At 65.5% G+C, this 16,522-nt stretch carries 9 protein-coding genes, 2 tRNA genes and 1 other RNA gene; 4 read left to right on the plus strand and 8 right to left on the minus strand.

Annotated features, from left to right (window positions below; all coding sequences use genetic code 11):
- Positions 1-61: 61 nt before the first annotated feature.
- Positions 62-1,936, plus strand: coding sequence for a fibronectin type III domain-containing protein (locus D9V34_RS00305; RefSeq protein WP_121686978.1), 1,875 nt, complete (start codon positions 62-64; stop codon positions 1,934-1,936).
- Between the two features lie 112 nt (positions 1,937-2,048).
- Here the strand turns inward: D9V34_RS00305 and D9V34_RS00310 are convergent.
- Positions 2,049-2,124: transfer RNA gene (locus tag D9V34_RS00310), tRNA-Lys, on the minus strand.
- Between the two features lie 126 nt (positions 2,125-2,250).
- On the opposite strand from D9V34_RS00310, the gene D9V34_RS00315 reads away from it, so the two are divergent.
- On the plus strand, positions 2,251-3,048 hold the full coding sequence (locus tag D9V34_RS00315) for an inositol monophosphatase family protein (protein ID WP_121686979.1): 798 nt from the start codon (positions 2,251-2,253) through the stop codon (positions 3,046-3,048).
- Between the two features lie 95 nt (positions 3,049-3,143).
- Here the strand turns inward: D9V34_RS00315 and ssrA are convergent.
- From ssrA to prfB, 6 genes are all read right to left on the minus strand, one after another.
- Positions 3,144-3,515: a transfer-messenger RNA gene (gene ssrA, locus D9V34_RS00320) on the minus strand.
- Positions 3,516-3,711: 196 nt separating this feature from the next.
- Positions 3,712-4,449: a tyrosine-protein phosphatase gene (locus D9V34_RS00325; RefSeq protein WP_121686980.1), complete on the minus strand. Its 738-nt coding sequence runs from the start codon at positions 4,447-4,449 to the stop codon at positions 3,712-3,714.
- A gap of 144 nt (positions 4,450-4,593) precedes the next feature.
- Positions 4,594-5,070: an SsrA-binding protein SmpB gene (gene smpB, locus D9V34_RS00330; RefSeq protein WP_121686981.1), complete on the minus strand. Its 477-nt coding sequence runs from the start codon at positions 5,068-5,070 to the stop codon at positions 4,594-4,596.
- Between the two features lie 98 nt (positions 5,071-5,168).
- Positions 5,169-6,089 carry a permease-like cell division protein FtsX gene (gene ftsX / locus D9V34_RS00335; protein ID WP_121686982.1) on the minus strand — a complete coding sequence of 307 codons (921 nt, stop codon included), beginning with the start codon at positions 6,087-6,089 and terminating at the stop codon, positions 5,169-5,171.
- Positions 6,086-7,060, minus strand: a complete 975-nt coding sequence (gene ftsE, locus D9V34_RS00340; protein WP_121686983.1) for a cell division ATP-binding protein FtsE — start codon at positions 7,058-7,060, stop codon at positions 6,086-6,088. The genes ftsX and ftsE overlap by 4 nt, the downstream gene beginning before the upstream one ends.
- Before the next feature lie 98 nt (positions 7,061-7,158).
- Positions 7,159-8,268, minus strand: a complete 1,110-nt coding sequence (prfB, locus tag D9V34_RS00345) for a peptide chain release factor 2 (protein WP_030148581.1) — start codon at positions 8,266-8,268, stop codon at positions 7,159-7,161.
- Between the two features lie 64 nt (positions 8,269-8,332).
- Here prfB and D9V34_RS00350 point away from each other — a divergent pair.
- Together D9V34_RS00350 and D9V34_RS00355 are read left to right on the plus strand one after the other, a co-directional pair.
- Positions 8,333-8,417: transfer RNA gene (locus D9V34_RS00350), tRNA-Leu, on the plus strand.
- Positions 8,418-8,484: 67 nt separating this feature from the next.
- Positions 8,485-9,315, plus strand: a complete 831-nt coding sequence (locus D9V34_RS00355) for an aldo/keto reductase (RefSeq protein WP_121686984.1) — start codon at positions 8,485-8,487, stop codon at positions 9,313-9,315.
- A 66-nt stretch (positions 9,316-9,381) separates the two neighbouring features.
- On the opposite strand, the gene D9V34_RS00360 is transcribed toward D9V34_RS00355, so the two are convergent.
- Positions 9,382-16,509: a DUF5979 domain-containing protein gene (locus D9V34_RS00360; RefSeq protein WP_245991820.1), complete on the minus strand. Its 7,128-nt coding sequence runs from the start codon at positions 16,507-16,509 to the stop codon at positions 9,382-9,384.
- Positions 16,510-16,522: the final 13 nt, after the last annotated feature.

Below are 16,522 nucleotides of genomic sequence, written 5' to 3' on the forward strand. Positions count from 1 at the left end.
GAATCACCCCACAGGTGAAACCGGTGTTTTGCTTCCTTCGCGCGCGTCATAGCGTGGCAGTATGTCCAGAATTCAAGCTCGCACCAAGTCTCGCGGCGCCCTGGCAGCTCTCAGCGCCGGCGTCCTGCTCTCGGTGGTCCTGATCCCGGGAACCCCGGCGATTGCCGCCACCCCCTCGACCGAATTCCCCGGCCGCACCATGGGTAGCGGTGCCTACGGCTACGTGGGCCAATTCGGCATTAGCCAGACTCAGACCACCCCCAAACCCCTCGACTTCGCCTTCCCCTATGGGGTTTCGGTCCGCGATGGCGTCATCGCCGTGGGTGACTCGGGGCTGGCCACCTGGGAGGCCCCCAACCAGCAGGCCGCCGGGCACAACCTGCAGACCTTCACCCTGCAGCCGGGGCTGGGCACCAACGGTGCCTATCAGGGCGATGGTAAGTGGGCCGTGGAAACCCACGAAGCCGATGCAAACCCGCAGGGAATCGTCCAGCCCAAGTGGCAGACCCCGGACGATCCCAAGGGCCCCCGTGGCCAGCGCGGCACCGCGATCGACTCGAAGGGTAACGTGTATGTGCTGAGTTCGGATGCGATTCCCAACGTCCGCAAATACTCGCCGACCGGTGAGCTGCTGCTCTCCTTCGGCGACGGTCACACGCCCGGCCCAATCAACTGGCCCGTGGGCATCGACGTGGACGAACAGGACAACGTGTATGTCACCAGCCAGGGCACCAGCGCGGTGACCGTCTGGGACACCAACGGGAAGTTCCTCAGCTGGTGGAGCGTCTATTGGGCCGATGGGGAGAAGCTACCCTTCGTCGACCTGACCGGTGTGCAGGCCGTGGCCGTCGATGCCAAACGCGGTGCCGTCTACATCGGTGATATTCAGGATGAGGGTCGCCCCGGCCGCATCCACAAGCTGTTGCTCACCAAGACCACCGACCACAATGTGGATCCGGGCAATAACCCGGCAGGCTGGACCTGGAAGATTGATCCCACCTTCGGCACCGGTGGCTATGTGGAGCTTCCCAAGCTGTTCCTGGGCAAGAACCACGTATTCGGGCTGGCCGTGGACGAGAACAACGGGAACGTCTACTACTCCGCGAGCACCGGCAATGTGAGCTGGCTCTCCCCGAACGGTGCACGCCTGGGCACCATCGGCACCTCGACCGGTGCCGCCCAGTCCGAGGGTCGAACCTCCGTGGTTCGAGGCATCGACGTGGACAGCTCAGGCATCGTGTATGCGAGTACCCAGCAGACCACCGCGACCAGCAATAAGCGTTCGATTGTGCAGGCCTTCGCACTAACCCCGGATCCGGTAACCGGAGCCACCGCCACCGCGGGTGACGCCCAGGTGGAGCTCTCCTGGACCGCCGTGACTCAGGGATATGGTCAGGTTCCGGTGCTCGACTACTTCATCGAAACCTCGGTTGATGGTGGCACCACCTGGACCGCGGCTCCCGCGGGCACCACAACTCGCGCAGCCAGCACCGCCACCACCCGCACCATCGCGGGCCTGACCAACGGAACCGAGACCTCGTTCCGGATTCGCGCGGTCAGCGAGGCGGGAATGGGCGACCCGATGATCGTCACCGCCACTCCGGTAGCTACGGTCACACCGACTCCCACCCCGACCGTGGACCCGACCCCGACCGTCGACCCCACGCCCACCGTGGACCCCACGCCGACCGTCGACCCGACACCCACCGTGGACCCGACCCCGACCGTGGACCCCACGGTGACTCCGACCGCCGGACCCACCGCGACCGCGGACCCGAGCGACCCGCCGGTGGTTACCCCGAAGCCGACCGATCCCGGTCAGCTCTCCAAGACCGGTTCCGATAACCTGCTGCCCCTGGCGGGTATCGCGGTTCTCATCCTGATGGCCGGTATTGCGATGCGTGCACGTGCACGTCGCGCCGGACACGAGGGCTAGCCCTCCTCATCCCGAGTGCCCTCGGCCACGGTATATTCCGTGGCCGAGGGCACTCGGGTTTCCGGGCCACACAGGCAACACAAAGCCCCGACCGGAAACCGGTCGGGGCTGATGGTGCACCCCCTCGGACTTGAACCGAGAACCCACTGATTAAGAGTCAGTTGCTCTGCCGATTGAGCTAGAGGTGCGTTGTCCGGATAACCGGACAAGAGAAGACTTTACCAGTGCCGCACGCTCTTTTCCAATCGGGGCGCGTGTCGCCGTGTCGCCCGGCATGGCGCGGATGTCCAGGGGAAAACGCTAGGCTATTGCGCATGACTCTCGATGCTTCCTGGACCCCCGAAGAAGACCTCGCGCTGGCCTTGCGTTTGGCCGATGTCGCGGATGAGATCTCACTCGAGCGTTTCCGCGCCGGAGACCTCCGGGTGGACACCAAACCCGACCGCACCCACGTGACCGACGCCGATCTGGCCGTGGAGCGGGCACTGCGAGCGATCATCGAGGCCGAGCGCCCGGGCGACGGGATCCTGGGCGAGGAGTACGGCACCGAGGGCAGCACCGAGCGACAGTGGATCCTCGACCCGATCGATGGAACCGCCAACTTCCTGCGCGGCGTCCCCAACTGGGCCACCCTCATCTCGCTGGCCGAGAACGGCGTTCCGCGGGTGGGCGTGGCCAGCGCCCCGGCGTTCCAGAAGCGCTGGTATGCGGCTCCGGGTGCCGGCGCCTGGCTGGTTGAGGGATCCGCCGAGCCACGCCGCCTGCGGGTGTCCGGTGTACGCAGCATCGAGGATGCCTCGCTGAGCTTCCAGTCCATCGGCCAGTGGCGCGACGCCGGCTATCTCCCCCAGCTGCTAACCCTCGCCGAGACCGTCTGGCGTGACCGCGCCTACGGCGACATGTGGTCCTATGGCCTGCTGGCCGAGGGACTGGTGGATATCGTCGCCGAGTTCGACGTCAAGGAGTACGACATCGCCCCGTTTGTGGCGATCATCACCGAGGCTGGCGGCCGCTTTACCGCGATCGACGGCACCGACACCATTGCCGGGCGCAGCGCACTGGCCACCAACGGCCTGCTGCACAACCAGGTGCTGGACATCGTCACCAAATAGCTGCACCCGGCCAGAGCCACGGCAAGCGCAAAGCAAAAGCCCGGTTCCTTGCAAGGAACCGGGCTTTACTCTTCGCCAGCGTGTGACATGACCGATGGTGGAGATGCGGGGAATTGAACCCCGGTCCACTGCTGCAATTCTGCGTCTTCTACGGGTGTATCCTTCGAAAACGTTTTCTCGGCCCCAACCTTTACCGAAGGCGGTTAGGTTGACAGGCCCAGCCAGAGTATTAGTCCCGCGTACCGCTCAGGCGTCGGCACACAGCAAGTTTCCTAAATGACGCCAGGAACCGGGGCGGAAACAAACCCGGTCTGACGGACTATTCGGGCTCGCTTAGGCAGCGAGGGCGAAGTCAGTGCGCTTAGAGTTGGCACTTATTGGTTTTTCAGAGATCGTTAACGAGATAACCCTGAATCCTCGACCCGCTTCTCGCAGTTTCACAGGCAATGTCGAAACCGATCATCCCCATGCACATTCACGAAGAATGGGTCATGTCACACGCTATTGAATTATCAGGAGCCGAAGCCCACAAACCCCCGAAGGGATGTCCCCAGTATATCCGGGATTGCCCGGGTGGGGAACCACGTTCGCGCGCGGCGATCAGTTTCGCACGCAAACATGCGGGAAACACGTGGTGGTCCAGGCGACGGGCCCGAAGTCAGGCTAGTCCTGCTCGACCAGCAGCGCGCGCAGGCGGTCGCGAATCTCCGGGCCCACGCCGGCCGAGTCGAGGTATCCCTCGAGTCCACCGGGGAGCGCATAGAGGTCTACCAGAACCGACGCGAGGACATCTCGCGGGCTCTCGGTCATGATCCCCAGCAGCTGCGGTGTCACCTCGATGCCCTGGCTCCGCGCCATCTCGGTCATGTGCTCGGCCCAGGCCCCGGCCAGGTTCGCCTGAGTGGCCGCATAGTCGTCCAGGACGTCCTCGCGGTCAACCCCCACGGTCAGCAGAACCAGTGCACTGAGCACACCGGTGCGGTCCTTACCCGCGGTGCAGTGGATGATCGCCGGGGTGGTTGCCGGCTCGGCGAGTTCGGTCAGCACCGCGCGCACGACGTCGGTGTGGCGGAACAGGATCGCCCGATAGAGGTCTCCGAGCCCGAGTCCGGGGGTCGCGGCGGCATCCACCGATCCCTCAAACACCGCGTGGTGCAGGTCGCGGAGGCCCAGACCCTCCACATCGTCGGGCATCGCCGCACGCTCGGGCTCATCGCGCAGGTCGATGATCGAGTGGATCCCGCGTTCGGTCAGCGCCGCGCGTCCGGCCTCCCCCAGATTGTGCAGGGCATCGGAGCGATAGATGACGCCGGTGCGGGTGTGACCGCCGGGGACCGGGTAGCCCCCGAGATCACGAAAGTTGACGGTACCGGGCACGGGCAATGCTGAGGATGCGGTCATACCAATATCCTGGCGTGTGCCCCGGGCCGGTGCAAGGATTTTGCGCACAATGCACGCCCCAAAATAACGCACGCGGCGATCCTCGTTCCCGAGGATCGCCGCGTGAATGATGGGGCTACTCGCCCAGGCAGGCGGGTGGAAGGACTACTCCCCCAGGCGGTTTCGCGTCGCCATCGCGCGGGCAGCCTCACGGGTGTCCTGACGCTCACGCAGTGCGTGACGCTTGTCGTATTCCTTCTTACCCTTGGCAATGGCGATCTCCACCTTGGCGTTGCCGTTATTGAAGTAGATCTTCAACGGGATGATCGTGTAACCGCCCGGGGCAACCTTATGCGCAATCTTGTTGATCTCCTGACGGTGAAGAAGCAGCTTGCGCTTCCGCCGGGCGCTGTGGTTGTTCCAGCTGCCCTGGAAGTACTCGGGAATGTGCACGGCATCCAGCCAGATCTCGTTCCCCTCCACGAAGGCGTAGCCGTCCACCAGGGACGCGCGGCCCATCCGCAGCGACTTCACCTCGGTGCCGCTGAGGACCATTCCCGCCTCGAAGGTGTCCTCGATCAGGTAATCGTGGCGCGCCTTGCGGTTGGTCGCGACAACTTTTTCACCACGTTCCTTGGGCACGGTGTTCTCCTTCTTTGGGCACAGCTGGGCCCGGTAAATGACTCGGGCTGCCCGGGAAACCCGGGCAGCCCATCAGTATATCCGGTTGAGGCCGGAAATTACGCCTTCAGGTATCGCTTGATCGCGAAGTTCGCCGAGAGCGCGGCCAGGATCATGCCCACCAGGATCAGCGCGGGAACCACGATAAACGCGTCTCCCAGCCCGACCAGGTTGGACATCGAGGACGGCACATTGTCCTTGAGGTAGCCCTGCACAAAGAAGTGCACGATCGCGACGATCGCTCCGCCCGCGAGCAGGGACCCAATGAAGGCGGAGATCACCCCCTCAAGGATGAACGGTGTTTGAATGAACCTGTTCGACGCACCCACCAGACGCATGATCGTGATCTCACGGCGACGCGAGTAGGCCGACAGGCGGATGGTGGTGGCGATCAGCAGTACGGCGGCCATCAGCATCAGCGCGGCGATGCCGATCGCGGTGTAGGAGGCCACGTTCAGGACCGAGAAGATGGTGTCCAGGTACTTGCGCTGGTCGGTGACCTCTTCCACGCCGGGGACGCTCGAGAAGGCCTCGGAGATCACGTTGGACTGAGCCGGGTTCTTCAGGTTGACCCAGTAGGTCTCCTGCAGCTGGTCCGGGGTCACGTACTTGGTGATCTCGTTACCGGCGAACTTCTCCTGGAAGCGCTTATACGCCTCATCCTTGGACTCGAAGTAGAACTTCTCGATCACCGGAGCCAGGGCCGCGGACTTCAGTGCGTCCTCGACACCCTTACGCTGGTCGTCGGTCACCGCACCGCCGGCACAGGATTCGCTCAGCGAGTCCTGCGGGCACAGGTAGATGGCCACCTGGGCACGGTCATACCAGTAGCCCTTCATCTGACCGATCTGCATCTGCATGAGGGCGGCGGCCCCCACGAAGGTCAGCGAGATGAAGGTCACCAGGATGATGGAGACAACCATGGACAGGTTGCGGCGCAGGCCGGTGAAAACCTCGCCCCAAATCAGCGACATTCTCATTTGACCGGTCCCACGTTCTGCTCGTCTTCTCCCGTTTGGTCACCATCGCGGCGCAGGCCGAGGCTCTCGGCAATGCCGAGGTGGTCGGCCGCATCTTCGGTTTCCACCTGCGGCAGGTTGATCGCCGAGGTGTGAGTCGGGGCTGCGGGCGTGACCGGAACGGCCGGAATGATCGGCTGCGCGCGGGTCTCTAGCTCGGCGGCGGCGGCCTCGGAGGCCACGGCTGCCTGGGCGGCCAGGGCGGATTCACCCTTGACCTCCTGCGGACGCAGCTCGGGCACGATACCGGTGTTGCCGTATCCGCCGGAACGCTCGTCTCGGACAACCTTGCCCTCGTGCAGCTGGATCACGCGACGGCGCATCTTGTCCACGATGCCCGCCTCGTGGGTGGCCATCACCACGGTGGTACCACCGGCGTTGATGCGCTCCAGGAGCTGCATGATGCCGGCGCTGGTGGCGGGGTCAAGGTTACCGGTGGGCTCATCGGCCAGGAGTACCGGGGGCTTGTTGACCACGGCGCGGGCGATGGCCACACGCTGCTGCTCACCACCGGAGAGTTCGTGGGGGTAACGCTCGCCCTTGCCATCCAGGCCCACCATCTTGAGGACGTCGGGGACGGCCTCCTGGATGAACCCGCGGGACTTACCGATGACCTGCAGCGTGAAGGCCACATTCTGGTACACGGTCTTGTTGGGGAGCAGGCGGAAGTCTTGGAACACCACGCCCAGCTGCCGACGGAAGTAGGGAACCTTCCGGTTCGAGATCGAACCCAGGTCGTTTCCAAGCACGTGAATGGTGCCGGACGAGGGCCGCTCCTCCTTGAGGATCAGCTGCAGACAGGTGGACTTTCCCGACCCGGAGGCGCCCACGAGGAACACAAACTCCCCGCGCTCGACCTCGAAGTCGATTCCGTCGACCGCGGGTCGCTTGGACCCGGGATACATTTTGGTGACGTTCTCATAGCGAATCATGACGTTTCGAGCCTAAGCATGCCGCTGGGCTTTTGCGCGCTGACACGCCAAGAGGGGTCACACTCTCGGGTTTCGAGCCCTGTTTTCTGCGGCGAAGCCTAGTCGCGGTCGGCGCTCTTGCGCCAGCGGATGCCCGCGGTGATGAAGCCATCGAGGTCGCCGTCAAACACGTTGCTCGGGTTGTTCACCTCGTAGTCGGTGCGCAGGTCCTTGACCATCTGGTACGGCGCCAGGACGTAGGAGCGCATCTGGTCTCCCCAGCTCGCGGTGATGTTGCCGGCGAGCTCCTTCTTCTTGGCGTTCTCCTGCTCGCGCTGCACTAGCAGCAGGCGGGACTGGAGCACCCGCATGGCCGCCGCACGGTTCTGAATCTGCGACTTCTCGTTCTGGCAGCTCACCACGATGCCCGTGGGCAGGTGGGTGATCCGCACGGCGGAGTCGGTGGTGTTCACCGACTGGCCGCCGGGGCCCGAGGAGCGGAAGACGTCGACACGGATGTCGTTGTCGGGGATGTCGATGGACTCGGTAACCTCCATCAGCGGCACGACCTCGACCGCGGCGAAGCTGGTCTGACGCTTACCGGCGGAGTTAAAGGGGCTCATCCGCACCAGGCGGTGGGTTCCGGCCTCGACGCTCAGCGTGCCAAACGCGTAGGGGGCGTCGATCTCGATGGTGGCGGACTTGATGCCCGCCTCCTCGGCATAGCTGGTGTCGAGCACGGTGGCCGAATACTTGTGCTGTTCGGCCCAGCGCAGATACATCCGCAGCAGCATCTCGGCGAAGTCGGCGGCGTCCACTCCCCCGGCACCGGCCCGAATGGTGATGACCGCGGGACGCGGATCAAACTCACCGTTCAGCAGGGTCTGCACCTCGAGGTCACCGATCGCGGTGCGCAGCTTTTCCAGCTCGGCACGCGCCTCGGCGGCGGAGGCCTCGTCGCCCTCCTCGTTGGCCAGTTCGATCAGAACCTCAAGGTCATCGAGCCCGTTGGCCACCCGGGTGACACGCCCGAGCGAGGCCTGCTTGTGACTCAGCGCACTGGTCACCTTCTGTGCCTCATCGGGGTTGTCCCAGAGGTCGGGCGCACCGGCCTGCTCGCTGAGCTCGGCAATTTCCGCGCGCAGACGGTCAAGGTCCAGCACGTCACTGATGGTCGCAAAGGTGCTGCGCAGCGCGGCGATTTCGGCACTCAGGTCAAGATCTAACATATGGACCCATCCTAGCCGGGCCTGCACCGCGCGTGCATGCTCGCACGCTACACTGGAGAAACAAGCGCGAGTGGTGAAATTGGCAGACACGCAGGATTTAGGTTCCTGTGCCTTCGGGCGTGCGGGTTCAAGTCCCGCCTTGCGCACCAGTTTTTGATGGTCCCGGTGGGGACTTCCTCTTGACCCGATGCATGACCCGATGGGTAGCATGGGTGAATGACAGCGTCCTTGAGTTTCTCAGAGCTTTCTCTTCCCCCGATTGGATTCGGTACCGGGCGTGCACACGGCCTCGCCGGCATCGAGTCCCTGCACTCGGCCTTTGATGCCGGCTACCGCCTGCTGGATTCGGCCTTCAACTATGAAAACGAGGGCACCGTGGGGCGCGCGGTGCGTACCGCGGGAATCCCCCGCGACGAGTTCATCGTCACCAGCAAGCTGCCCGGCCGCCGCCATGCCCGCGCCGAGGCCACGTTCACGATCGAGGAGAGCCTGTTCCGCACCGGCCTCGATCACATCGACCTGTATCTGATCCACTGGCCGAACCCCCGCGTGGATCAGTATGTCGAGGCGTGGGAGGCCCTGATTGATGCCCGCGAGCGCGGGCTGATCCGACACATCGGGGTGTCCAATTTCCTGCCCGAGCACCTCGAGCGGCTGGAGACCGAGACCGGGGTGCGTCCGGTGGTCAACCAGATCGAGCTGCACCCGTGGTTCCCGCAGGAGGCGGCCGTGATCTACCACCGCGAGCGCGGCATCATCACCGAGGCGTGGAGCCCGCTGGGCCGCGGCAACGGGGTGACCGCCGATCCGGTGATCGAGCGCATCGCCGCCGGACACGATGTGTCCCCGGCCGAGATTGTGCTGGCCTGGCACGTGGCCCGCGGGGTGGTCCCGATCCCCCGGTCGGCGAGCCCCGAGCGTCAGCGACTCAACATCGCCGCCGCCCACATCGAACTCTCCGCCGAGGAGATCGCCCTGATCACCGCCCTCGGCCGCCCCGACGGCCGCCTGGCCGACCAGGACCCGGCGGTCTACGAGGAGTTCTAGCCCCACACCAAAAACGGCGGGCGGTGGAGATCATCTCATCTCCACCGCCCGCCGTTTGTGTATTACCTAGGCGAGGTCACCGGTTCCGCGACGACGGATCTGCCGGATGCCCAGCAGGGTGCCGCCGAGCAGCAGACCCAGCGCGGCCATCAGCCAGCCCCACGGCGGGTTGGCGCCGGTGCCGCTCAGCTCGCCGCCCGGGGTGCCGGGGCCCGGCGGGGTAATGCCGGGATCCTTGGTGAACGTATTGACCACGCTCAGGGCCACGCTGGTGCCCGAGCCGATGATCGCCACACCCACGGCCGGATCGCCGGCGTTCGGAGTGATCGCGCTCGCATTGGCGCCGCCGGCCACGGTCTCGCGCAGCTCACACACGGCACCCGTGGGCAGCTGCGTGTAGGCGGCAGTGAGCCCGGTCGCAGCGGACAGCGTGCGAGTCGCGCCCTCGGGGATGGTCAGCGCGGTGCTGACGCCGTCCCGGTCGAGGGTGCAGGCCAGCGCCACCTGGAACTGGGCGTTCGCAGCGGCCGCGGCGTTGTCACCCTCAATCGTCTTGGTCACGGTGATCCCGCCCACTTCGAAGGTGTTGATCACGCGCAGCGCCACGGTGGTGCCCGATCCGATGATCACCGGCTCGGTCACCGCGGCACCGTCGGCATCCACGATCTCACTCGTGGTGGCACCGCCGGTCGCGGACTCGGTGAGCTCACACGCGGCGCCGCTGGGCAGACCGGCAAAGTCGGTCTCGAAGCCGTTCTCGGCGCTCAGCTCGCGGGTGGCCCCGTCGGGAATCGCGATCGCCGCCCCGTCCAGGGTGCAGGCCAGCGCGACCTCGAACGGTCCGGTGCCCCACAGCTCGGCACCCGGTCCGGTGATCTCCTTGGTCACCAGCAGGTCCCCGGCGGCAAACGTGTTGACCGCGGTGAACTGCAGCGGCTCACGCAGGGTGCCCACGGCTGCCGGAACAGCCTTGGTGTCCGGGGTGATCACGGTGGTGCTGGCCCCACCGCTGTCGGTTTCATCCAGCTCACAGCGGGCACCGGCGGGCAGGGTGTCCACGATGATGTGACGTCCGGCGATCGCCTCGGCCTTGGTCAGGTGCAGCGCGCCGTCGTAGACCACGTCCGAGCCCACTCGACAGGTGAGCTCAAACACGAAGTCGGTGCCGTCATCCACGGCGCCTGCACCGTCGCCCTCGACCCGCTTGAACAGGTCGATGGCACCCAGCGGGAAGCCGTTGACAAAGCGGACGATCGCGGCGCTGGCCGGTGCCTCATCCGAGGTCAGCGTGACCGTGACCGAGGGCCCCTCACCGGTGACCGGGCCATCCACGCCCGGGCTGGTGTGAGTTACCTCGGCGCCGTGAGGATCGGTCTCGGTAATCACGCATTCGCTGCCCACGGGCAGTCCGGCAAGGATTCGACGCTGGTCGTGTTCCAGGCTGAAAGCCATCGGAGAGAACTCGAATCCGGTGGCCACCACGGGCTTGCCGAGGAAGGTGCAGGACACCTCAAACGGGAAGGATCCGTAGTCCAGCGGCTGACCATCCTGATCCAGCGCACCGGTCACCGTCTTAGTTACCTCAAGCGAGGTCAGGCTGTAGATGTTGGTCAGCGTGGCCAGCGGCAGCAGACTCGCGGTGCGTCCAATCGTGACCGCCGGTCCCGAGGTCGAGGAGGATTCCCCGTTGACTCCCGGAGCATCCACCAGCACACACTCGGCGCCGTAGGGGAACTGCTCCTCCAGGGTCACCGGTTTGCCACCCTCGACGGTCACCGTGACCGGGGGCAGCACCGTCTCCAGCGCGGTCCCCTTGCCCACGGTGCAGACCACCTGGAGCTCGAAGGTCGCCGGGGCATGGGCCGCGGCATCCCCGGTTACGGTTTTCTGCACCGCGAGCGGACCCGTGGCGAGCGCGACACCCACCCGGCGTCCCTCGGTCGGCAGCACCGAACCGATCCGAGTCCCCGAGGCGGTAACGGTCTCGGCACCGATCGCGATGGTGTTCCAGGCCACGGTGTCCGAGGTCGCCACCGGCGAGACCGCCGGTGTGCGAGTCTGGAAGGTGTAGCCCAGGATATCGCCGGGACGGAAGTGGTTCTCCCCAAAGAGGAACACGGTCTTGATGTGCTTCACATCGGCCGCGGCCACATCCGGAGTCAGCGGCAGCCAGGCACCATCCGGACACGCGGTCTGGGACGGCGAGAGGTCCGCCACGCAGGGATCCTGAGCCGAGGAATAGTAGTACTCCACGCCCTCGGGGGTGCGGTAACCATCTGCGGTCACCGGAGTGATCGGTCCCGTCCAGGTCGGCTCCCACTGGCTACCGCGCGGCAGCAGCACAAGCGCACCCTGATCGCCCGGGGTGGGCAGACGGTCGATCGTGACCACCTTATCCATCTCCAGGGTGCCCGAGTTCTGCACGCGCTCGCGCCAGGTCTCGATGCCCAGCGGCTTGGTGATCGGGACGCAGTTGCCCGAGTAGAAGTCGTCCACGGTCGGCGTGCACTCGGCGGCCGGGTTGGTCACATCGGTGACCCCCAGCTCGGTGTCGTTAGACTTCACAAACTTCTGTCCACGCAGTGCGCCGACCTCGGTCGGGTAGACGTCGGTGTCGGCGGCACATCCGAGGACCTCATGCGCCTCACCGTTACAGAACTGGAAGGGCTGGGCGGCCTCGGCCAGGACCGTGTTGGTCACGTGCTGACCCGCGGCGATACCCGGGCGGAACATCATGTTGAGTGTGATCGTATAGGTGTCCCCGGGCATCAGCACCGTCCCCTTGGGGAACTCGAATGCGATGTTGGTGGGTTCACCGTCGGCGTTTTTGCCCTCGGTGATCGTGATCTGTGCGGGATCGGTGGGCATCGGCAGATGCGGTGCCGGGGTTGTGCCCGACGGCTGATACCCGAACTCATAGCGCGGATCATCGCTCTGATCATCGAAGATGAGCCAGGGCTTCCCGGTGGGGTCGTTGGTGTTGAAATCGGTGGGCAGGATGTCGGTGATCTTGGGATCCCGAATGGCCCGCTCGACCCCGCTGCCCGCGGGGGCGGGGTTGGACACCGTCAGCGTGAACGGGATCGTCTGCCCGGCAAGCTGCGCCCCCACCGGGGTCTTTTTGATACTGATCTCGGTGGCACCGGCCTGGTAGAAGGCCTGCGCTGTGGTCTCGTGGGTCGCGGTCAGCGGAAGCGAACCGGGGCCGTTGACCGAACTGGTCACCTCACCCTGCACGGTGTTGGTGAACACACCTCCACCGCCGCGAGGCTTGAACTTCTCCCCGGGAGCCGAGGGGTCCGCATCGGTGGGCACCGGCATATCCGGGGTGGAGGCCAGGTAGGCGCGGCGGTGTACGGTCAGCGGGATCTCCTGACGCGGATTTGCCGGGTTCTCCCACTGCGAGCCGTCGGTGCGGGTGAAGGTGAAGCGCAGACCGCGCACCTGATCGGCGGTGACGCCCGCGGGCAGGGCCGGAGTGGCCGCCGGGGTGCCGAGCGTCCAGGTCGCGCCGTTCAGGCTCAGCGGGTTGCCACCGCCGGAGGTGTCGTAGGTGCCACCGACCAGCGCATCCACCTGCACCCGCAGGATCGGCGCGGTGAGCTTGAAGCCCGGCGCGAAGTCCACAAATCGGTAGGCGTTCCAGAAGGTGGTGGTGTCATCGGTCACCACCATCTTGGCCGGCCGCGCCGAACCGGTCGGGCGGGCAGAGAGGGTCATCGTGATCGAATCCCACGGCTCATCGGCATAGTTGGGTGCGCTGGGTGGAATCTGCGCGTACTGCACCTGCGGCGAGAACGACTTGGTCGTGGTGATACCGATGTTGAGGTTGGCCAGCGCCATCTGGGCGCCGTCCGTGGCGGTGACCTCGTGCACGCCGTTCACTCCGCCCGGATCCAGCACACTCGCACTGGCATCGTTGCGCACGGGGGAATCAACCACGGTGACCGGCGCTCCGCCCTCGCGGTGGGTCGCGCGTAGACGCAGATCCATGGTCAGGGTGGACTTGCCGGCCGAGACGATCCGGCCATGGTGGGTCACCTCGATGCCCACCACATCGGCCAGGTTCGCGGCGCTCAGCGCCTTGGCCTGATCGATCGAGTAGGCGCTAATGCCGCCCCCGGCGCGGGTCAGCTGCACCAGCGAGTTGGTGGCGCCCGCGGGCACCGTGATGCCCACGATCTTGGCCAGGTTGAAGGTGTCAAATGGCTTGGTGGCGCTGCCGGGTGCCGGATCGACAATCTTCAGCGTGTCCACCTTGGCCACGGTTGCGTTGGTCGCGGTGATGGTCACTCGACCACTGGGATACGCGTTTGCCGGGGTACCGGCCGGCGGGATGCCGATCGGTCCGCCGCTCCAGCCCTTGCTCACGGAGACGTTGAGCGGGCGGTCGAGGATCGAGATCAGGTCCGAATCCTCATCGTGCGCGGCCACGGAACCGCCGATGATGCCGCTGGCACTGGCGATATTGTTCACGTCGCCGGTGTCGGCGGTGTTGTACAGCTCGCTGCCCAGCACGGGCACGGCCGGAGTGGCCGGAACCCGCTTGGTATCGCGCAGCTCCCACTCCAGGTCGATCTGGCGGGTGTTCCCGTTCGAACGGGCAACCCCCGAGCCGACGGCCGGCGCATCCACGGCGGTCGCGGCCTCACGGGCGGCGGTGTTCTCGGCGAAGATCAGGCGCACACCCTGGGTCGAGGCCTGCTCGGTGGCATTCAGCGCGATCTCCGGCAGCGACCCGGTGTAGGGCAGTTCGTCCGCGCCGGAGGCGGATGCCCAGGCGGTCCCGTTCCACAGCTCCACCGCGGTGATCTGGTCATAGGCCAGCAGCGGATCCATGGCCGGGGTGATCGCCTTGATCTTCACCAGGTTGAAGGCCTGATAGGTGGTCTTCTCCACCGGGTCGGCCGGGCCGGCGTTCGGGGTCTTCCCCACGCGGGTATCGGCGATGACCATCTGCTCATAGCCGCCGTGTCCACCGGTGGACCAGCTCAGGCGCGAGGTTGCGTGATCCCCGGAACGGGCAACCACGATCTGGTCCGCCGGGGCGATCCAGCGCTTGGTCAGGAAGTCATACTCCCCCGGGGTCGGTGCGAGAATCTCGATCGAGGGGCAGGGGTTTACCGTCGCGGCCCCCGCGGTGGCACCCGGCGCGGTGGCCGAGGCACTCGAACAGTTTTCGACGGTGATGTCGCTACCGGCGGGCTTGGGGGCCAGGCTTTCCTTGAGCTCGGTGGTGATGTTGGGCTGCACCGTGGCACCGGGCGCAAAGCCTGGCTCATCGCTGGTGAACTCGAACTGCAGTCCGCCGATCTGGTCGCGAACCGCCTCGGGAATCGCCATCGAGAACGAGGTGGCACCCTTGACGTTCTCGGCCAGAACCACCCAGGTGTTGCTGACGGTGTCGAAGTAGCGCACGGTCAAAATGACACCCGGGGGCACATCGGTCTTGGTGATCGCGGTCGGGCGGAAGTGATCCCACCAGTCCGAGTCCTTGGGGGTTCCGTCGGCCTTCAGCTCGGGATCATTCACCAGGATCTGGGTTGCGTTGGCGGTAGACCCCTTACCCACGGTGGTCGGGAGCTGGATCGTGGCCGTCTCCCCCTCGGTGCCCCAGATCTGTCCGGGGCTAATCTTCTTCTGGGTTTCTAGCTCGATCCGGTGCTCATCCAGGGTGAGGGTATCGGTCGCGGTGGCATCGGCCTTCTGGTCGCCGGCGGTACCGGTCACGCCCACCACGTTATCGATGGTGGTGTCCTTGGCCAGGCCCTCGGCTGCGGTGACCCCGAAGGTCAGGTTCGATTCGGCACCGGCAATGATCGGCTCGCCAGTGGTATCGGTAAAGGTGATCTCGAAGTGCTTCAGCGATCCGAAGTCCACCGGCAGGGCCGGATAGGCACCGCCGTTTGTCAGCGGAACCGTGATGCTCTGCTCGTCGCCATTTCGGTCGAGATACACCAGGGTGATGTCGCCGGTGTCTGCGCCCTGGGGGAACTCGACCGACGAGGTGAATCCGGTGAAATCCAGGCGGGAATCGAAGTCGCCGCTAGCCGGTTCGCGAATGGTCAGCGTGGACAGCGGGGTGTCTCCGGCATTCGAGCCGGAGAGGGACACGGTCGAGGCACCGCCGGGCAGCACCACATCCGGGTCAAAGGACTTCTTGGCCGCCACACTCAGCGGCTCGGTGACAACCTTATAGGTGGCGTCATCGGTGTCGGTCGCGCGGTCGCCTCCGTTGGTGACGGCGGACTCGACGGTGTTCTTCAGGGTGATGCTCTCCTCGAGGTCGGCGACGTTCTCCCGCTGTTCGAGCTTCAGGGTCAGTCCACCGGTGGCCCCCGCGGGGATCGTGGTTCCGTTCGGTCCGGTGAAGGTCACCCGAATTCCGGTGGCCGAGGCCGGCGGCGCATTCGGGGCACCGGGCTTGGTGGCTACCGAGCCCTGCACCCAGGCGGTTCCGTTCCAGTACTCCACCGTGGCGGTGGTGGCACCCTCGGGCCACTGCACCGAGTCGATGCCGGTGATGGCCAGGTAGTCAAACGGGTTGCCGGTGGCATTCGGATCGACCGGGTCGGTCAGGGTCAGGGTGTCCGCGCCGGCGTTGGACTTGTTGGCCCCCGAGAGCGTCAGCGTGGTTTCGGTGCCGGGCTTTGCCTGACCCGCGGTCGGGTTGAAGGACTTGGTGGCCTCGGTGGCCAGGTGCTTTTCCAGCACGGGCTTGACGTTCGCGGTCGAGGTCACCTTGGTTGCGTTATCCGCGGTGACCTGGGCGGTGTTGGGGATGTTCACGCCGTTCTTCTCATACGGCACATCCTCGCGCAGCTTCACGGTGATCGTGATCGTGGCGTTGGCGTTGTCGATCAGACCGATCACGCCCTCGCTCAGCTGCTCATTGAAGACCACGCTGACGTTCTGCCCGTCGATGATCGGAGTCTGGAAGGGCGCGTTGGCCACCACCACGTTTTGGATCTCAAACTCGGGCGGGATCGCGTCGGCAAAGACGGCGTTATTGCAGCCCACATCGGTCAGGGTCGAACAGGCAACCTCGATCGTATAGGTCAGCGTCTCGCCGGGCTTCACCTGCTCTGCGGAGGCGGTCTTTTTCACATCGAGGACCGCGGTGGGCGCCTCAGCCGCGAAGGTGGAACTGGGTGTCCACACAAATCCCAGTGCAAGCAGCGCACCTAGTCCCATTGCCACGCCCCGC

This window comes from Mycetocola lacteus (assembly GCF_003667575.1).
In the GTDB taxonomy this organism is placed as follows: Bacteria; Actinomycetota; Actinomycetes; order Actinomycetales; family Microbacteriaceae; genus Mycetocola; species Mycetocola lacteus.

Excerpts from the sequence above, each read along its gene's own strand:
- D9V34_RS00305 (WP_121686978.1), top strand. The coding sequence starts at position 62 with ATGTCCAGAATTCAAGCTCGCACCAAGTCTCGCGGCGCCCTGGCAGCT.
- D9V34_RS00315 (WP_121686979.1), top strand. The coding sequence starts at position 2,251 with ATGACTCTCGATGCTTCCTGGACCCCCGAAGAAGACCTCGCGCTGGCC.
- D9V34_RS00325 (WP_121686980.1), bottom strand. The coding sequence starts at position 4,449 with ATGACCGCATCCTCAGCATTGCCCGTGCCCGGTACCGTCAACTTTCGT.
- ftsX (WP_121686982.1), bottom strand. The coding sequence starts at position 6,089 with ATGAGAATGTCGCTGATTTGGGGCGAGGTTTTCACCGGCCTGCGCCGC.
- ftsE (WP_121686983.1), bottom strand. The coding sequence starts at position 7,060 with ATGATTCGCTATGAGAACGTCACCAAAATGTATCCCGGGTCCAAGCGA.
- prfB (WP_030148581.1), bottom strand. The coding sequence starts at position 8,268 with ATGTTAGATCTTGACCTGAGTGCCGAAATCGCCGCGCTGCGCAGCACC.
- D9V34_RS00355 (WP_121686984.1), top strand. The coding sequence starts at position 8,485 with ATGACAGCGTCCTTGAGTTTCTCAGAGCTTTCTCTTCCCCCGATTGGA.
- D9V34_RS00360 (WP_245991820.1), bottom strand. The coding sequence starts at position 16,509 with ATGGGACTAGGTGCGCTGCTTGCACTGGGATTTGTGTGGACACCCAGT.